The sequence below is a fragment of the Streptomyces sp. NPDC054872 genome (assembly GCF_053610705.1).
On record NZ_JBSGYY010000018.1, the window covers coordinates 113,847 to 129,105 of the forward strand.

At 70.7% G+C, this 15,259-nt stretch carries 15 protein-coding genes; 9 read left to right on the plus strand and 6 right to left on the minus strand.

Going from position 1 to position 15,259, the window contains the following annotated elements; translation table 11 throughout:
* The first annotated feature begins 81 nt into the window (after nucleotides 1-81).
* The 5 genes from rpe to ACWGIH_RS23180 all read left to right on the plus strand — a co-directional run bounded on the left by rpe (nucleotide 82) and on the right by ACWGIH_RS23180 (nucleotide 4,484).
* Entirely contained in the window at nucleotides 82-768 is a 687-nt protein-coding gene (gene rpe, locus ACWGIH_RS23160) for a ribulose-phosphate 3-epimerase (RefSeq protein ID WP_453449779.1), read from the plus strand.
* A 260-nt stretch (nucleotides 769-1,028) separates the two neighbouring features.
* Nucleotides 1,029-2,027 (plus strand): sugar-binding transcriptional regulator, encoded by a 999-nt coding sequence (locus ACWGIH_RS23165; RefSeq protein ID WP_453449825.1) that lies wholly within the window; start codon nucleotides 1,029-1,031, stop codon nucleotides 2,025-2,027.
* 76 nt (nucleotides 2,028-2,103) lie between these two features.
* The gene (locus ACWGIH_RS23170; protein WP_453449780.1) at nucleotides 2,104-2,493 is read left to right on the plus strand and encodes a ribonuclease domain-containing protein; all 390 of its coding nucleotides are present in this window, start codon (nucleotides 2,104-2,106) and stop codon (nucleotides 2,491-2,493) included.
* Entirely contained in the window at nucleotides 2,490-2,867 is a 378-nt protein-coding gene (locus tag ACWGIH_RS23175) for a barstar family protein (protein WP_453449781.1), read from the plus strand. The genes ACWGIH_RS23170 and ACWGIH_RS23175 overlap by 4 nt, the downstream gene beginning before the upstream one ends.
* 174 nt (nucleotides 2,868-3,041) lie before the next feature.
* Nucleotides 3,042-4,484 carry a GuaB1 family IMP dehydrogenase-related protein gene (locus ACWGIH_RS23180; protein ID WP_453449782.1) on the plus strand — a complete coding sequence of 481 codons (1,443 nt, stop codon included), beginning with the start codon at nucleotides 3,042-3,044 and terminating at the stop codon, nucleotides 4,482-4,484.
* 70 nt (nucleotides 4,485-4,554) lie between these two features.
* On the opposite strand, the gene ACWGIH_RS23185 is transcribed toward ACWGIH_RS23180, so the two are convergent.
* From ACWGIH_RS23185 to ACWGIH_RS23195, 3 genes are read right to left on the minus strand one after another with little or no spacing between them, the layout of a single operon-like run.
* Nucleotides 4,555-5,640: a GDSL-type esterase/lipase family protein gene (locus tag ACWGIH_RS23185; RefSeq protein WP_453449783.1), complete on the minus strand. Its 1,086-nt coding sequence runs from the start codon at nucleotides 5,638-5,640 to the stop codon at nucleotides 4,555-4,557.
* Nucleotides 5,637-6,446, minus strand: a complete 810-nt coding sequence (locus ACWGIH_RS23190; RefSeq protein WP_453449784.1) for an SDR family NAD(P)-dependent oxidoreductase — start codon at nucleotides 6,444-6,446, stop codon at nucleotides 5,637-5,639. The genes ACWGIH_RS23185 and ACWGIH_RS23190 overlap by 4 nt, the downstream gene beginning before the upstream one ends.
* Complete coding sequence (locus ACWGIH_RS23195; protein WP_453449785.1) at nucleotides 6,443-7,558, minus strand: LLM class flavin-dependent oxidoreductase; 1,116 nt, start codon at nucleotides 7,556-7,558, stop codon at nucleotides 6,443-6,445. Before ACWGIH_RS23195 ends, ACWGIH_RS23190 begins: the two co-directional genes overlap by 4 nt.
* A gap of 330 nt (nucleotides 7,559-7,888) precedes the next feature.
* Between ACWGIH_RS23195 and ACWGIH_RS23200 the strand changes: the two genes are divergently transcribed.
* Together ACWGIH_RS23200 and ACWGIH_RS23205 are read left to right on the plus strand one after the other, a co-directional pair.
* Nucleotides 7,889-9,358, plus strand: a complete 1,470-nt coding sequence (locus ACWGIH_RS23200; RefSeq protein WP_453449786.1) for an amino acid permease — start codon at nucleotides 7,889-7,891, stop codon at nucleotides 9,356-9,358.
* Nucleotides 9,359-9,368: 10 nt separating this feature from the next.
* Nucleotides 9,369-9,824 (plus strand): Lrp/AsnC family transcriptional regulator, encoded by a 456-nt coding sequence (locus ACWGIH_RS23205; protein ID WP_453449787.1) that lies wholly within the window; start codon nucleotides 9,369-9,371, stop codon nucleotides 9,822-9,824.
* 50 nt (nucleotides 9,825-9,874) lie between these two features.
* Here ACWGIH_RS23205 and ACWGIH_RS23210 read toward each other — a convergent pair whose 3' ends face one another.
* The gene (locus ACWGIH_RS23210; protein WP_453449788.1) at nucleotides 9,875-10,498 is read right to left on the minus strand and encodes a Repetin; all 624 of its coding nucleotides are present in this window, start codon (nucleotides 10,496-10,498) and stop codon (nucleotides 9,875-9,877) included.
* Between the two features lie 334 nt (nucleotides 10,499-10,832).
* Between ACWGIH_RS23210 and ACWGIH_RS23215 the strand changes: the two genes are divergently transcribed.
* Together ACWGIH_RS23215 and ACWGIH_RS23220 are read left to right on the plus strand one after the other, a co-directional pair.
* On the plus strand, nucleotides 10,833-11,621 hold the full coding sequence (locus tag ACWGIH_RS23215) for a carbon-nitrogen hydrolase family protein (RefSeq protein WP_453449826.1): 789 nt from the start codon (nucleotides 10,833-10,835) through the stop codon (nucleotides 11,619-11,621).
* A gap of 58 nt (nucleotides 11,622-11,679) precedes the next feature.
* A complete protein-coding gene (locus ACWGIH_RS23220) occupies nucleotides 11,680-13,389 on the plus strand; it encodes a flavin monoamine oxidase family protein (RefSeq protein ID WP_453449789.1) in 1,710 nt (569 codons plus the stop codon).
* Between the two features lie 92 nt (nucleotides 13,390-13,481).
* On the opposite strand, the gene ACWGIH_RS23225 is transcribed toward ACWGIH_RS23220, so the two are convergent.
* Together ACWGIH_RS23225 and ACWGIH_RS23230 are read right to left on the minus strand one after the other, a co-directional pair.
* Nucleotides 13,482-14,414 carry an LLM class F420-dependent oxidoreductase gene (locus ACWGIH_RS23225; RefSeq protein WP_453449790.1) on the minus strand — a complete coding sequence of 311 codons (933 nt, stop codon included), beginning with the start codon at nucleotides 14,412-14,414 and terminating at the stop codon, nucleotides 13,482-13,484.
* A gap of 88 nt (nucleotides 14,415-14,502) precedes the next feature.
* A complete protein-coding gene (locus tag ACWGIH_RS23230; RefSeq protein WP_453449791.1) occupies nucleotides 14,503-15,207 on the minus strand; it encodes a DUF5995 family protein in 705 nt (234 codons plus the stop codon).
* Nucleotides 15,208-15,259: the final 52 nt, after the last annotated feature.

Genomic DNA, 15,259 nt, shown 5'->3' on the forward strand with positions numbered 1-15,259 from the left:
TGGTCCATGGTCAAAGGAGCCGGTTGGCTCACGCCACGGACCGCGGAAGGCAACGAGCGCGGGGCATGGCAGTCTTGGGGCATGGCCGTGCAGATCAACCCCAGCATCCTGTCCGCGGATTTCGCCCGTCTTGCCGAGGAGGCAAGGGCGGTCGAAGGTGCCGACTGGCTCCATGTCGACGTCATGGACAACCACTTCGTCCCCAACCTCACCCTTGGGGTGCCGGTCGTAGAGTCTCTCGCCCGAGCGACGGACACGCCGCTGGACTGCCATCTGATGATCGAGGACGTCGATCGCTGGGCGCCGCAGTACGTCGAAGCGGGCGCCGGATCGGTCACCTTCCACGCGGAGGCGGCCGCGGCTCCCGTCCGCCTGGCCCGCGAGATCCGCGCCAAGGGCGCCCGCGCCTCCATGGCGCTGAAGCCCGCGACGCCCATCGAGCCGTACGAGGATCTGCTGCCCGAGCTCGACATGCTGCTGATCATGACCGTCGAGCCCGGCTTCGGCGGCCAGGCGTTCCTCGACATCATGCTCCCGAAGATCCGCCGTACCCGCGAGTTGATCAGCAAGCACGGCCTCGAACTCTGGCTCCAGGTCGACGGCGGCGTCTCGGCCGCGACCATCGAGCGCTGCGCCGAGGCCGGCGCCGACGTCTTCGTCGCGGGCTCCGCGGTCTACGGGGCCGACGACCCGGCGGCGGCGGTACGTGCACTGCGCACCCAGGCGGCCGGGGCGACGTCCTCGGCGGCGTGGGCATGCGACCACTGAGCCACGGATACGTGAACGCAGCCCTTCAGGGCTGATCAAGTACGCCGGATCTGCAAGGATGAACGGCGAACCCTGGTTGTGCTGCGGCAATGGGCGAGAAGCCGTGGCAATGTGCGCGAAGCCGTACCAATGCGTGTGAATGCGCAGGCGTATACGTGTGACTGCGCAGGCGTGTGAACGCGTGAACGGCAGTTGCTTGAAAATGACAGTCTTGAAATGACAGTGAGGAGACCGTCGTGTCGACGGGCGGCCGGTCAGCCATGCGGATGGGACCCGCGGAGCTGGTGCAGGCGGCGGCCATGGCCCGCCGCTTCTATCTCGAGGGCAAATCCAAGATCCAGATCGCCGAGGAGTTCGGCGTCAGCCGCTTCAAGGTGGCCCGGGTCCTGGAGACGGCCCTGGAGCGTGACCTCGTACGGATCGAGATCCGTGTGCCCGCCGAGCTGGACGCGGAGCGCTCGGACGCGCTGCGCGCCCGCTACGGCCTGCGGCACGCGGTCGTCGTCGAGTCGCCGGCCCCGGCCGACGAGATCGACGAGTCGCCCGACCCCGAGAACCTCGGCGAGGTCGCGGCCGATCTGCTCGGCGAGCTCGTCACCGAGGGCGATGTCCTCGGCCTCGCGTGGGGGCGCTCGACCATTCACATGGCCGCCGCCCTCGATCAGCTGCCGCCGTGCACGGTGGTGCAGCTGACGGGTGTGTACGACGCCGGGACCGCCGAGCGCGGCTCCGTCGAGGCCGTGCGGCGCGCCGCGCAGGTCTCCGGCGGCGAGGCCCACCCCATCTACGCGCCGATGCTCCTGCCGGACCCGGCCACCGCGGCGGCGCTGCGCAACCAGACGGGCATCGCCCGGGCCTTCGAGTACTTCGACAAGGTGACCGTGGCCGCGGTGTCCATCGGCTCCTGGGAGCCCGGCATCTCCACCGTCCACGACATGCTCAGCGACGAGGAGCGGGCGCATTACGCCTCGCTGGGCGTCGCCGCCGAGATGTCCGCGCACCTCTTCGACGCCGAGGGGCGCCGGGTCGGGCGCGACCTGGGCGAGCGGTGCATCACCGTCGAGGCGGACCGGCTCCGGCGGATCCCCGAGGTGGTCGCCATCGCCGGTGGGCAGCGAAAGGCCGCCGCGATCGACGCGGTGCTGCGTTCGGGGCTTGTGACGAGCCTCGTCACGGACACCGCCGCCGCTGATCAGCTGATGGTCATGGGGGCCACTCCGCACCCCGCGCTGGACCGGGCGGACCCGGACGGGAGCTGAGTCGTCTGCGGGCCGCGGGGGGTTGGTCGCGCAGTTCCCCGCGCCCCTGACGGGGCGCCGTGGCAGCATCTGTCGCATGCTGACCCGGTTTGTCCCCCGCGCTCTGGCGGCGTTACTTGTCTGCCTCGCTGTCCTTGGCACGGGGTGTTCCTCGGGAAGCAGCTCATCCGCCCCCGCCTGGGCCCCCGGCATGGCCACCGTCCGGGCCGAGCGGCTGCCCGCCGAGGCGCGGCGGACGTTGCGGCTCATCGATGACGGCGGACCCTTCCCGTACGCCAAGGACGGGTCGGTCTTCGGCAACTTCGAGGGCGAGCTGCCGAAGCAGCGGCGCGGCCACTATCGCGAGTACACCGTGCGCACACCCGGCGAACGCGACCGGGGCGCACGGCGGATCGTCACCGGGAGCGGCGGCGAGACCTACTACACGGACGATCACTACGCGTCCTTCAAGGCGGTACTGAGATGACGCCCGAACCGTCGGCGGCCGAGCCGCTGGCACCCGTCCTCGACGCCGTCCGCGCCGCGGGCCTGAGCGCCCTGTCGCTCGACCTGACCGGGGTGAGCGACAAGGACGCCTTCATGGAGCGCTGCGCCCGCGCGCTCGCCCTGCCCGACTGGTTCGGGCGCAACTGGGACGCGCTCGCCGACTGCCTCACCGACCTGGGGTGGGCGTCCGCCGCGCCCGGACGGCTGCTCGTCGTCACCGGCTGGCAGGGGTACGCCGAAGCGGCTCCCCAGGAGTGGATCGTCGCCCAGGAGGTTTTCACCGACGCGGTGGAGTACGCCAAGGAGCGCGGCACGGGCCTGGAGATCGTTCTCGCGCTCGGCACGCGCGCCTGAGCGGACAGTGACCGCCATGGGTCGATCTTGGAGGATCAGACCAGGGCTCCCGGGGCCCGGCTGGGTGATCGTCCCAGGCTGCGCACCACCCGGGACATGGGACACTGAAGTACGTGCTTTTCCCTCGGCCTAACTGTCCGGGGGCCACCTCTGATCGACTGGGATGAGCAGCACGTGCGTTTCCTCAATGACATCCAGCCTGCGTACGACCTGACGTACGACGACGTCTTCATGGTGCCGCGGCGTTCCGCCGTCGGATCGCGTCAGGGCGTGGACCTCTCGTCGCCGGACGGCACCGGCACCACGATCCCGCTGGTCGTCGCGAACATGACCGCGATCGCCGGACGCCGCATGGCTGAGACCGTCGCCCGCCGCGGTGGCCTCGTCGTGATCCCGCAGGACATCCCGATCGAGGTCGTCACCGAGGTCATCTCCTGGGTCAAGACGCGCCACCACGTCCTTGACACCCCGATCGTCCTGGCCCCCACGCAGACCGTCGCCGACGCGCTCGCCCTGCTGTCCAAGCGCGCGCACAACGCGGGCGTCGTCGTGGACGCCGACCAGAAGCCGGTCGGCGTCGTCACCGACACGGACCTGAACGGCGTCGACCGCTTCACCCAGCTGTCCGAGGTCATGTCCAAGGACCTCGTGCTTCTGGACGCGGACATCGACCCGCGCGACGCCTTCAACAAGCTCGACCACGCGAACCGCCGCTACGCCCCCGCGGTGGGCAAGGACGGCCGCCTCGCGGGCATCCTCACCCGCACGGGCGCCCTGCGCGCGACCCTCTACTCGCCCGCCCTCGACGCCAACGGCAAGCTGCGCATCGCCGCCGCCGTCGGCATCAACGGCGATGTCGCGGCCAAGGCCAAGCAGCTTCTCGACGCGGGCGCCGACACCCTCGTCGTGGACACCGCGCACGGCCACCAGGAGTCGATGATCGCCGCGGTCAAGGCCGTGCGCGCGCTCGACCCGCAGGTGCCGATCGTCGCGGGCAACATCGTCGCCGCCGAGGGTGTACGGGACCTGATCGAGGCCGGTGCCGACATCATCAAGGTCGGCGTGGGCCCCGGTGCCATGTGCACCACGCGCATGATGACCGGCGTCGGCCGGCCGCAGTTCTCCGCGGTGCTCGAATGCGCCGCCGAGGCCGCGAAGTTCGGCAAGCACGTGTGGGCCGACGGTGGCGTCCGGCACCCCCGTGACGTCGCGATGGCGCTGGCCGCCGGTGCGTCGAATGTCATGATCGGCTCTTGGTTCGCCGGGACGTACGAGTCCCCGGGCGACCTGCAGCAGGACGCCAACGGCCGCCTCTACAAGGAGTCGTTCGGCATGGCGTCGGCCCGTGCGGTCAAGAACCGCACCAGCGAGGAGTCGGCCTACGACCGTGCCCGCAAGGCGCTGTTCGAGGAGGGCATCTCGACCTCGCGGATGTTCCTGGACCCGGAGCGGCCCGGCGTCGAGGACCTGATCGACTCGATCATCGCGGGCGTCCGTTCCTCCTGCACGTATGCGGGCGCGGGGTCCTTGGCCGAGTTTGCCGAGCGGGCCACTGTGGGTGTGCAGAGCGCCGCGGGTTACGCGGAGGGCAAGCCCCTCCACGCCTCCTGGAGTTAGCCGCTTCGCGGGGAGCTGGGTCGTTCGTCCGCGGGTCCACCGTGGCCGGTCGCGCAGTTCCCCGCGCCCCTTACGGGGCGTAGGTTGCCGCCACCGCCTTCGCCAGCAGTGCGTGGCCCTCGTCGCCCGGATGTACGCCGTCCACCAGGTGTCCGGCGTCCAGTAGTTCGCCGCCCGGCAGCAGGTCGGCGCCAGCGTCCAGGGTCGCCCGCTCCATGGCGGTCCGCAGGTCCCGGAGCGTCGCGCCGAGTGCGTTCTGCGTCGTCTCGGCGTCCGGGCGGATCACCGGGGAGACCACCAGGAGTGGGACGTCCGGGTGGCCCCGGCGCACCAGGCCCAGAAACGCCCGCGCCGTCTCGTACAGCAGCTCCGCCGAATGCGGCGTACGCGACCAGCAGTTCGTGCCGAAGGCGACGGTGATCAAGTCGGCGTCCAGCGAGGCGAGTTGCTCGGCGGAAGCCAGCTCTCCGCGTGCCGCTCCCGCGTATCCGAGGTTCACCGTCTCCACGCCGAGGGCGCGCCCTGCCCGCGCGGGCCACGCCAGGTGCGGACGGCTCGTCGACCAGCCCTCGACGATCGAGTCGCCGTACACCAGCCAGCGCGGCTGTCTCCGCCGTGGCCGCAGTGTTCCGCCGCCGACAGGACGCAGGCCGGTGAGGGCGGGGCGCAGTGTCTGGGGCAGGTGGATGATGAAGTCCCCGTCGGGGCACGGCAGTTGAATGCGGACCGTGTGGGCACCCGGCGTCGCGAGGGTGTCACGGGCGGACCCAGGTGCCGCTGCGGCATCGGCGTGTCCGTGTGAGCCGGTGGCCGCGGTGTCCTCGCCCCACGACGCGGGCGCGCCGTCGCTTTCCGCGGAGCCGTCCACCCCCGCCCGCCCATCGCCGCTCCCGTCGTCCGAGTCGGTGTCGGAGGCCGTGAGGAGCGTGAAGACGGGGGGTGCCGTGCTGTGCGCGTCCGTCGGGGAGGGGTGGGACGCGGCGTAGGTGATCTCCACGGCGGTCACTCCGCGCGCCGTTAACTCGAGGCGTACCCCGGCCGGCAGACCCGCCCGCTCCCAGGTGTCCCGGGGCAGCCGCTCCCGGTCGGCCGGGTCGGCGCGCACCACCTGGCCGTCCTCGGTCCACCAGGGCGCACCCCGCACGAACTCCCTCACCGTGCGCTCCCGATGGTCGGATACGGGAACTTCACGCCGACCCCGCCGTCCACGACGAGCGTCTGCCCGGTGACGTACGAGGAGAGCGGCGAGGCGAAGAAGAGCAGCGCGGAGGCGATGTCCGAGGTCTCGGCCACCCGGTCGAGCGGGGCGTTGGCGGCGTTGCGCGCGCGGCCCTCCTCGCCGATCAGGCCCGCCACGCGCGGCGTCCACACGACGCCGGGCGCCACCGCGTTCACCCGTACACCGCGCGGGCCGTACTCCACCGCCGCCGAGCGGACCAGGGAGATCAGGCCCGCCTTGGCCGCCCCGTACGCGGCGTGCAAGGGCGCCGCCGTCAGACCCGACACCGACGCGACGAAGACCAGGGCGCCACCGCCCGCCTCGGCGAGCGCCTCGCCGCCGTACTGGACCGCCAGCCAGGCGTGCCGCAGGACGAGGGAGAAGTGCCAGTCCCAGGAGGCGTCGTCCAGCTCGCCCAGAGGCGCGTAGCGGGCCATGCCGACGATGTCGACGACACCGCCGAGCGGGCCCAACTCCCGCCGTGCATGGGCGAAGAGCTCCCGCATCTCCTCGCGCCGTGTCACGTCCGCGACGTACGGGACGCCGCCCGTCTCGGCGGCGACCGCCTCCGCGCGGCCCTTGTCGAGATCCACGCACAGGACCCGCGCGCCCGCCGCCGTGAGCGCGTGCGCGGTCTGGCGGCCGATGCCGTTGCCCGCGCCGAGCAGGACGAAGGCCCGGTCGTCCAGGCGGTGCAGGGAGGCGTAGTCGGGGACGGGGGAGGTGTCGAGCGGTTCGCTCACGGTGCCGCCCGCCGGGGCCGGTAGGACGCCAGCTCCGGGAGGACTTCCTTGCCCAGGATCTCGATCGTGCGCAGGATCTCCTGGTGCTCCAGATAGCCCCACTGGACGTAGCAGATGAGCTGGTCGATGCCGAGGTCGGCGTAGCGCTTGGCCTTGCGGACGATCGTCTCCGCGTCACCGATGAGGATCATGTCCCCGGCGTCGAACTCCTCGACGGGGACGTTCCCTTCGATGATCGGGGTGAGGAAGGGGAAGGTCCGCTCGCGCTCGTCGGGGGTCAGGTGCGGCAGCTCCCAGTCGAGCGTGAACTGGGCCAGGTTGCGGTACCACCAGGCCACCGAGTCCCAGACCCGCCGCGAGGGGCGGTCCGCCACGTGCACCAGCGTGTACGCGCTGACCCGGTCCGTGGTGACGTCCGTGATCGGGGACGGGGTGCGTGCCGCCGCACGGTACGCGGCGACCTGGCGGGCCATCGCGTCGAGCGGCTGCATGATCGAGAAGGAGAGCAGACCGAGGCCCGCCGCGCCCGCCACCTCCGCCGAGCCGGGGGACGTGGCGGCCATCCAGCACGGCGGGTGCGGGTCCTGGACCGGCTTGGGGGTGACCATCCGCCGGGGGAAGGTGAAGCGCTCCGACTCGTAGGCGAAGTACTCCTCGCGCCACATGCCCGTGACGATCTCGATCGCCTCGCGCCAGTCGGACCGCGACTGCTCCCTGTCGACACCGAAGGCCGTCTGTTCCATGGGGGTCGAGCGGCCGGTGCCCCATTCCACCCGGCCGTCCGACAGCACGTCCACGGCCGCCACCTTCTCCGCGATCCGCTGTGGCGGAGTGAAGCCGAAAGGGGTGAGAGTGACGCCGAAGCCGAGGCGTATCCGCTCGGTGAGCGCCGCGAGATGCCCGAGGAGCACCTCGGGGGCCGGACAGTGCGAGCGCCCCTCGCGGAAGTGGTGCTCCACCGCCCACACCGTGCGGAAGCCGACCCGGTCCGCGAGCCGGATCTGTTCGACGGCCTCGCGGTAGGCGCGCTGCTCGGCGGTGCGCTGGCCGTGCGGATGCGGTCCGTTCCAGGGCTTCGGTACGTCGATCTCGTACAGCACATCGAGGTCCATCGCCTGCTGCCTCCCTCTCGACCGGGGTGCACGATCGGCTCGACCGGGATGCACCATGAGGCAGATCTGACGAAGTGTCAACCACCTCCCCGGACCCTCGTGACGCAACGGACGAAACGGACCGCGCAACGAAGACCCGCGGGAAGGGGAAGTACGCAACGATCATGCGGGTCTGCGCAAGGTTGCTGCATTACGTACGTGAAGCGCGCCTCATAGAGTCATCCGCTGTACGTGGTGTGGCGGGGACCGCCTGCTCGGCGGTCCCCAGCCATGCGTGGGAGCTGCCGCCGGTTCCGCCCGCCCTGACCGGCAGCGATGAAGGAGCCACGCGTGCTCGACCAAGGCGCACCCCCGCAGAACCGACCGACCCCCCGGGGGGCCGCGGGGTTCGGCAGTCGCTTGATGCGGCGCAAGCCGGTGGAACTCCTGGTCGCGGAGGGCGGCCAGGGTGAGGGCGGCTCACTGCGGCGCTCACTGGGCATGTGGCAGTTGACCATGATCAGCATCGGCGCCACGCTCGGCACGGGCATTTTCGTGGTCCTCGGCGAGAGCGTCCCCAAGGCCGGACCCGCCGTCACCATCTCCTTCGTGATCGCCGGACTCACCGCACTCTTCTCGGCGCTCTCGTACGCCGAGCTGGCCGGCACCATACCGGTCGCGGGCTCCTCGTACTCGTACGCGTACGCAACGATGGGCGAACTCATCGCCTGGGTCTGCGGCTGGTGCCTCGTCCTGGAGTACGGCGTGTCCGTGGCCGCCGTGGCCGTCGGCTGGGGCGAGTACCTCAACGAGCTGCTCGACGGCACCATCGGCGTCACCATCCCGGACGCCCTCTCGGCGGCGCCCGGTGAGGTCGACGGGGCCATCATCAACCTGCCCGGCCTGATCGTCGTCCTGCTCGCCATGGTGTTCCTGCTCGGCGGCGCCAAGGAGTCGGCGCGGGCCAACACGATCATGGTCATCGTGAAGATCGCCGCGCTCGTGCTCTTCTGCACCATCGGCTTCATGGGCTTCAAGTCCGGCAACTACTCCGACTTCATGCCGCTCGGCACGGCCGGCGTCAGCGCTGCCGCCGCGAGTCTCTTCTTCTCGTACATCGGCTTCGACGCCGCCTCCACCGCCGGTGAGGAAGCGAAGAACCCGCAGCGCGACCTGCCCCGCGCGATCATGCTGTCGCTGATCATCGTCACGGCCCTCTACGTCCTGGTCGCCGCCGTCGCCGTCGGCGCCTGGAACTGGAAGGACTTCGAGGGTTCCGAGGCCGCGCTCGCCGCGATCATGAACGACGTCAGCGGCCAGAGCTTCTGGGGCACGCTGCTCGCAGCCGGCGCCGTCATCTCCATCGCGTCCGTCGTCCTGACCGTCCTCTACGGCCAGACCCGCGTCCTGTTCGCCATGTCCCGCGACGGCCTGGTCCCCAAGGCGTTCGGCAAGGTCAGCAAGAAGACCGGCACGCCCCGCGTGAACACCGTCATCGTGTCGCTGTTCTGCGCCGCGCTCGCCTCGGTCATCCCGCTCGGCAAGCTCGTCGACGCCACCAGCATCGGCACGCTCTTCGCCTTCGGCCTGGTCAACATCGCCGTCATCGTGCTGCGCCGGACCCGCCCGGACATGCCGCGCACCTTCCGCGTGCCGCTGGGCTGGCTGTTCCCGGTCCTCGGCTTCGGTTTCTGCGCGTACAACATGTTCAGCCTCGACTCCATCACCTGGGTCGTGTTCGGTGTCTGGATGGCCGTCGGCCTCGTGTTCTACTTCCTGTACGGCATGAGCCGCTCCCGATTGGCCTCCGCAGAGAAGTGATCCACCCCCAGTGCGACTGAACGATCTCGACGAACGCATCGTGCACGCCCTCGCCGAGGACGCCCGCCGCTCCTACGCCGACATCGGCCAGCTGGTCGGGCTCTCCGCGCCCGCCGTGAAACGGCGCGTCGACCGGCTGCGGGAGACCGGGGCCATCACGGGATTCACCGTGCGGGTCGATCCGGCCGCGCTCGGCTGGGAGACCGAGGGGTTCATCGAGATCTACTGCCGTCGCAACACCTCGCCGGAGGCGATCCGGCGAGGCCTGGAGAGGTATCCGGAGATCTCGTCCGCGTCCACCGTCACCGGTGACGCGGACGCGGTCGTCCAGGTCTTCGCCGCCGACATGCGGCACTTCGAGCGGGTGCTCGAACGGATCGCGGGGGAGCCGTTCGTGGAGCGGACGAAGTCCGTGCTCGTGCTGTCGCCGCTGATGCGGCGGTTCTCTTCCGGGGCGCCCGCGTAGGCCCCCCCCGGCGCGCCGCTGCCGAGCCTTGTCCTGTGAGCCCGGTGCGGTCAGTCGGTCGGGTACGTGGGGTGCCAGGGCTTGACGTCGAAGTCGCCGGTGCCCTTCTTGACCGTCTCGAAGGGGGCGGAGCTCGTGCACTTGGTCAGCTTCTTGGTCCCGTCGGGGCGGCCCACGGATGCCCAGCTGTAGCCCAGGCGGTCGTGCTTGCCCTGGTCGTGGACCGTGAAGCCGACGCGGCCGCCCTTGATGTCCTTCAGGTTGGTGCCGGTGATGACGCCGGTGACCGTGGCGACCTTGCCGCCCGTCATCAGGCAGTCGATGCGCCCCTCGGCCCAGCCGCCCGTGCCGCCCGGCTTGTCCAGGTGCACGAACTTGAAGGTGCCGGTCGCCTTGTCCGGACGCATGTTGTCGCGCTTGGCCAGATGGGCGTCGAAAGTGAACGTCACATCCTCGGTGGTCTTGCGGTAGAGCTTCGCGGTGCCGGTGAGGGTGGCGGCCTCCCGGGCGTGGGTGGTCTTCGAGGCGGCCTTGCGGGGGCCGCCGCCGTCCGCCGCGACAGCCGCTCCCACCGCCCCGGTGGAGAGCAGCAGGGCGGTTGCCGCGGCGATCACACGCCTGTGCGTGCTGGTCAGGCGGCTGTCGGCGATCCGAGTGCGTGCGTTGCGGCTCACGGGGAGCCTCCGTCCGAAGTGCCGTTCACCCGGTCCTTCCGGGTGAGATCACGGTCTCGCGGCAGGGGGTGCCGGCACGTCCGGCCACAGGCGGCAATCCGCCTCCCCCGTGCGGCGGGGAACACCCCCGCCCGCCCTGCGCCCGGGGGTGGACACGGCTACGGCTCCGGTCCCACGCCGTCGCGCAACGAATCGCCGCCGAGCGGCCCACAAGCGCAACAGATCAAGCATCTGCCCGCAACGCTCGCGCCTTGTCCGGACGGGGCCGCCGACCGTACCGTCTAACGGACCCCACCTGCCCCTTCGTACGCCCCGAGGATCCGCCATGCCTGCGCTGCGCACCGCCCTGCTCCAGAGTTCCGGGCAGCTCGGCTCCGTCGCCGAGAACCTCAAGGCGCTGGACGACGCCGCGGGCCGTGCCGCGGCGGCCGGGGCGGGGCTCCTTGTCGCGCCCGAGCTGTACCTCACCGGGTACGCGATCGGCGACGACGTGCCGCGTCTGGCCGAGGCCGCCGACGGGGCGTCGGCCACTGCGATCGCCGAGACCGCCGTACGCCACGGCGTCGCGATCGCCTACGGCTACCCGGAGCGGGACGGCGAAGCGGTCTTCAACTCCGTCCATCTGATCGGCGCCGACGGCTCGCGCCTCGCGAACTACCGCAAGACCCACCTCTTCGGCTGCTTCGAGCGGGATCACTTCACCCCCGGTGAACAGGCCGTCGTACAGACGGAGTTGGACGGCCTGCGGGTCGGCCTGATGATCTGCTACGACGTGGAGTTCCCGGAGAACGTCCGCGCGCACGCGCTCGCGGGCACCGATCTGCTGCTCGTGCCCACGGCCCAGATGCACCCCTTCCAGTTCGTCGCGGAGTCGGTCGTGCCGGTGCGGGCCTTCGAGAACCAGATGTACGTCGCGTACGTCAACCGGGTCGGCAAGGAAGGGGAGTTCGAGTTCGTCGGGCTCTCCACGCTGGCAGGTCCCGACGGCGTCGCGCGCACCCGCGCCGGACGGGACGAGCAGCTGGTGTTCGCCGACGCGGACCCGGTCTTCCTCGCCGCGTCGCGCGAGGCCAATCCCTACCTGCGCGACCGCCGCCCGGGTCTGTACGCGTCCCTGATCTGACCCGCACCGAGCTCCCCCCTTCTTCTGTTCTGCCGTTCCCGCAAGGAGTCCGTACCCCATGACGTCCACGGTGCCCACCGCCGTCCAGCACACCGACGCCCAGCCGCCGATCACCATGTTCGGTCCGGACTTCCCGTACGCGTACGACGATTTCCTCGCCCACCCGGCGGGCCTCGGCCAGATACCCGCGACCGAGCACGGCACCGAGGTCGCGGTCATCGGCGGCGGCCTGTCCGGCATCGTGGCGGCGTACGAACTGATGAAGATGGGCCTCAAGCCCGTCGTCTACGAGGCCGACCAGATCGGCGGCCGCCTTCGCACCGTCGGTTTCGAGGGCTGTTCCACCCGTGGTGAAGAAGCAGCCCTGACCGCCGAGATGGGCGCGATGCGCTTCCCGCCGTCCTCGACGGCGCTGCAGCACTACATCGACCTGGTGGGCCTCAAGACCCAGCCGTTCCCGAACCCGCTCGCCGAGTCGACGCCCTCCACGGTCGTCGACCTCAAGGGCGAGTCGCACTACGCCGAGACCGTCGCCGACCTGCCGCAGGTCTACCGCGACGTGGCGAAGGCGTGGAACGACTGCCTGGAGGAGGGCGCCGACTTCTCCGACATGAACCGCGCCCTGCGCGAGCGCGACGTGCCGAAGATCCGCGAGATCTGGTCCAAGCTCGTCGAGAAGCTCGACAACCAGACCTTCTACGGATTCCTCTGCGAGTCCGAGGCCTTCAAGTCCTTCCGGCACCGCGAGATCTTCGGCCAGGTCGGCTTCGGCACGGGCGGCTGGGACACCGACTTCCCCAACTCCATCCTGGAGATCCTGCGCGTCGTCTACACCGAGGCCGACGACCACCACCGCGGCATCGTCGGCGGCAGCCAGCAGCTGCCCCTGCGTATGTGGGACCGCGAGCCGCAGAAGATCGTGCACTGGGACCTCGGCACGTCCCTGAGCTCGCTGCACGAGGGCGGCGTGCCGAAGCCCGCCGTGACCCGTCTTGACCGCACCGCGGGCAACCGCGTGACCGTCACCGACTCCTCGGGCGACATCCGCACCTACCAGGCGGCGATCTTCACCGCCCAGTCCTGGATGCTGCTCTCGAAGATCGCGTGCGACGACTCGCTCTTCCCCATCGACCACTGGACGGCGATGGAGCGGACCCACTACATGGAGTCCTCCAAGCTCTTCGTCCCGGTGGACCGGCCGTTCTGGCTGGACAAGGACGAGGAGACGGGCCGTGACGTCATGTCGATGACGCTCACCGACCGGATGACGCGCGGCACGTACCTGCTCGACGACGGTCCGGACAAGCCCGCGACCATCTGCCTCTCCTACACCTGGTGCGACGACAGCCTGAAGTGGCTGCCGCTGTCGGCGAACGAGCGCATGGAGGTCATGCTCAAGTCGCTCGGCGAGATCTATCCCAAGGTCGACATCCGCAAGCACATCATCGGCAACCCGGTGACGGTGTCGTGGGAGAACGAGCCGTACTTCATGGGCGCCTTCAAGGCGAACCTGCCGGGTCACTACCGCTACCAGCGGCGCCTGTTCACGCACTTCATGCAGGATCGCCTGCCGGCGGACAAGCGGGGTATTTTCCTCGCCGGGGATGACATCTCCTGGACGGCGGGGTGGGCCGAAGGCGCTGTGACGACCGCGCTGAACGCCGTGTGGGGCGTCATGCATCACCTTGGCGGGGCCACGGACGGGACCAACCCCGGTCCCGGGGACGTCTATGACGAGATTGCTCCCGTCGAGCTGCCTGAGGACTGACAGGCAGCGCCGTTTCGGCTGGGGCGTGTGGGAATGCGACGGCCCGTCGTGGCTGGTCGCGCAGTTCCCCGCGCCCCTTCGGGGCGCCTGCCCTATACCCCCGCCGCCCTCGCCGCCTCGTACACCTCCGCCGCCAGATCCTTCAGCTCCTCGGCATCCCTCGTGCTGCCCGCGAGTTCGATGAGGATCTCCTCCACCGCGCCCGTCGAGGCATGCGCCGCGAGGTCCTCGACGATCTGGGCGACGTTGCCCCGGAAGGGGGCGCGCTTCTCGCCCTCGTACGGCTTCGCCGTGTACCGCGCGTTGGCCCGCAGGACGCTCTGGACCGGCCGCGTCCGGCCCCGCTCGGCGGCCAGTTCCTTCAGGGCCTGCGCCTGCTCGGCCAGCTTCGCGGCGCCCACGCCCACCGGCATCCAGCCGTCGGCGCGGTCGACGAGCCTGCGCAGGGAGCGCGGGCTGTTGGCGGGCAGCAGGATGGGGATGGGGCGCGCGGGCTTGGGGCCGACCACCGAGGGGGCGATCGTGGTCAGCTCGCCCTCGTACGACACCGGGTCCGGGCCCCACACCGCGTGGCAGACGTCGATCAGCTCGTCCAGAACCTTGCCGCGCTTCTCGAAGGGGGCCACCCCCGAAGCCGCGTACTCGTCGTGGGACCAGCCCGTGCCGAACCCCGCGACGACGCGGCCGCCGCTCGCCGCGTCCAACGTGGCCAGTGAGCGCGCCAGTTGGAACGGGATGTGCAGCGGGGCGACCAGGACGCTGGTGCCCAGGCGGGCCCGCTCGGTGGCGGCGGCGGCCAGGGTCAGCGTGACCAGCGGATCGGCCACCGAGCGGTAGGTGTCGGGCCAGGGCAGTCCCTCGATGCCGTACAGACCCTGGGTCGCGGGCTCGGGGAACAGGACGCGTTCGAAGACCCACAGGCTCTCGTACCCGATCTCCTCGGCGGCGCGGGCGACGGCCGGGACATCCCGCCCGAGGCTGTACTGCCGGCCCTGCGGGAGGCTGAGACCGAGTCGTGTGGCCATGCTGGTGCTCCTTCGCATCCGGGGTCACTGCCTTCAACGTACAGCTATGCGCGGGGAGTTCCTCGGCGGCGGACGCACGGCGGCCGGATCAGTCCGGCAGGGGAGTGAGCAGCATCCGGCCCACCAGGCCGACCGCTCCGTCCAGACGCTCCCGGAACTCCTCGGCGACGGCGGGCAGTTCGTCCAGCGCCCGCAGCGTCAGGGCCGTCGCCCAGGCGCTGTCCCTGGCCCGCTCCAGACTCCAGGAACCAAGCAGGTGGGTGAGCGGGTCGGCGATCTGGAAGAGGTCGGGGCCCGGCATCAGATCTTCGCGGATGTTCTCCTCCAGCGAGACGAGGATGTCGCCCACGCGGTCGAACTCGTCCTCCAGGTCCGCCGGTTCGCAGCCGAGCGTACGACAGGTGTCCATGACGGCCAGCGGAAGGTCGTGGCCGATGTGCGCGTTGATGCCCGCGAGCGCGAACTGCAGCGGGCGTACGCCGGGATGGCGCCGGAGCTGGAACAGCGGGCGCCAGCAGGCGGGCGGCCTGCGGTCGGCGGCCACCGCGTCGACCGCCCGCAGATAGCGCTCGGCGAAGAGCACGTCCAGCGTGACCGCGGCTCCGCTGTCCGGAAAACGGCCGGTGTCGAGATGGCGTCCCACCTCTTCGGTCACCGACAGATAGACCCGGTTGAAGACCCCGACCCCGTCGCCCGACGGGAAGCCGGTGCCGAGCGCGCGCATCCGCGTCACCACGTCGTCAACCCCGAGTGCCGAGCCTGTGGACCCCGCGAACCGCTCCGACTGCGCCATGGTGGCAGGGTCCCAGCCCTAGGCTGGCCCGAGTGCCACCGCACCGGCCGCT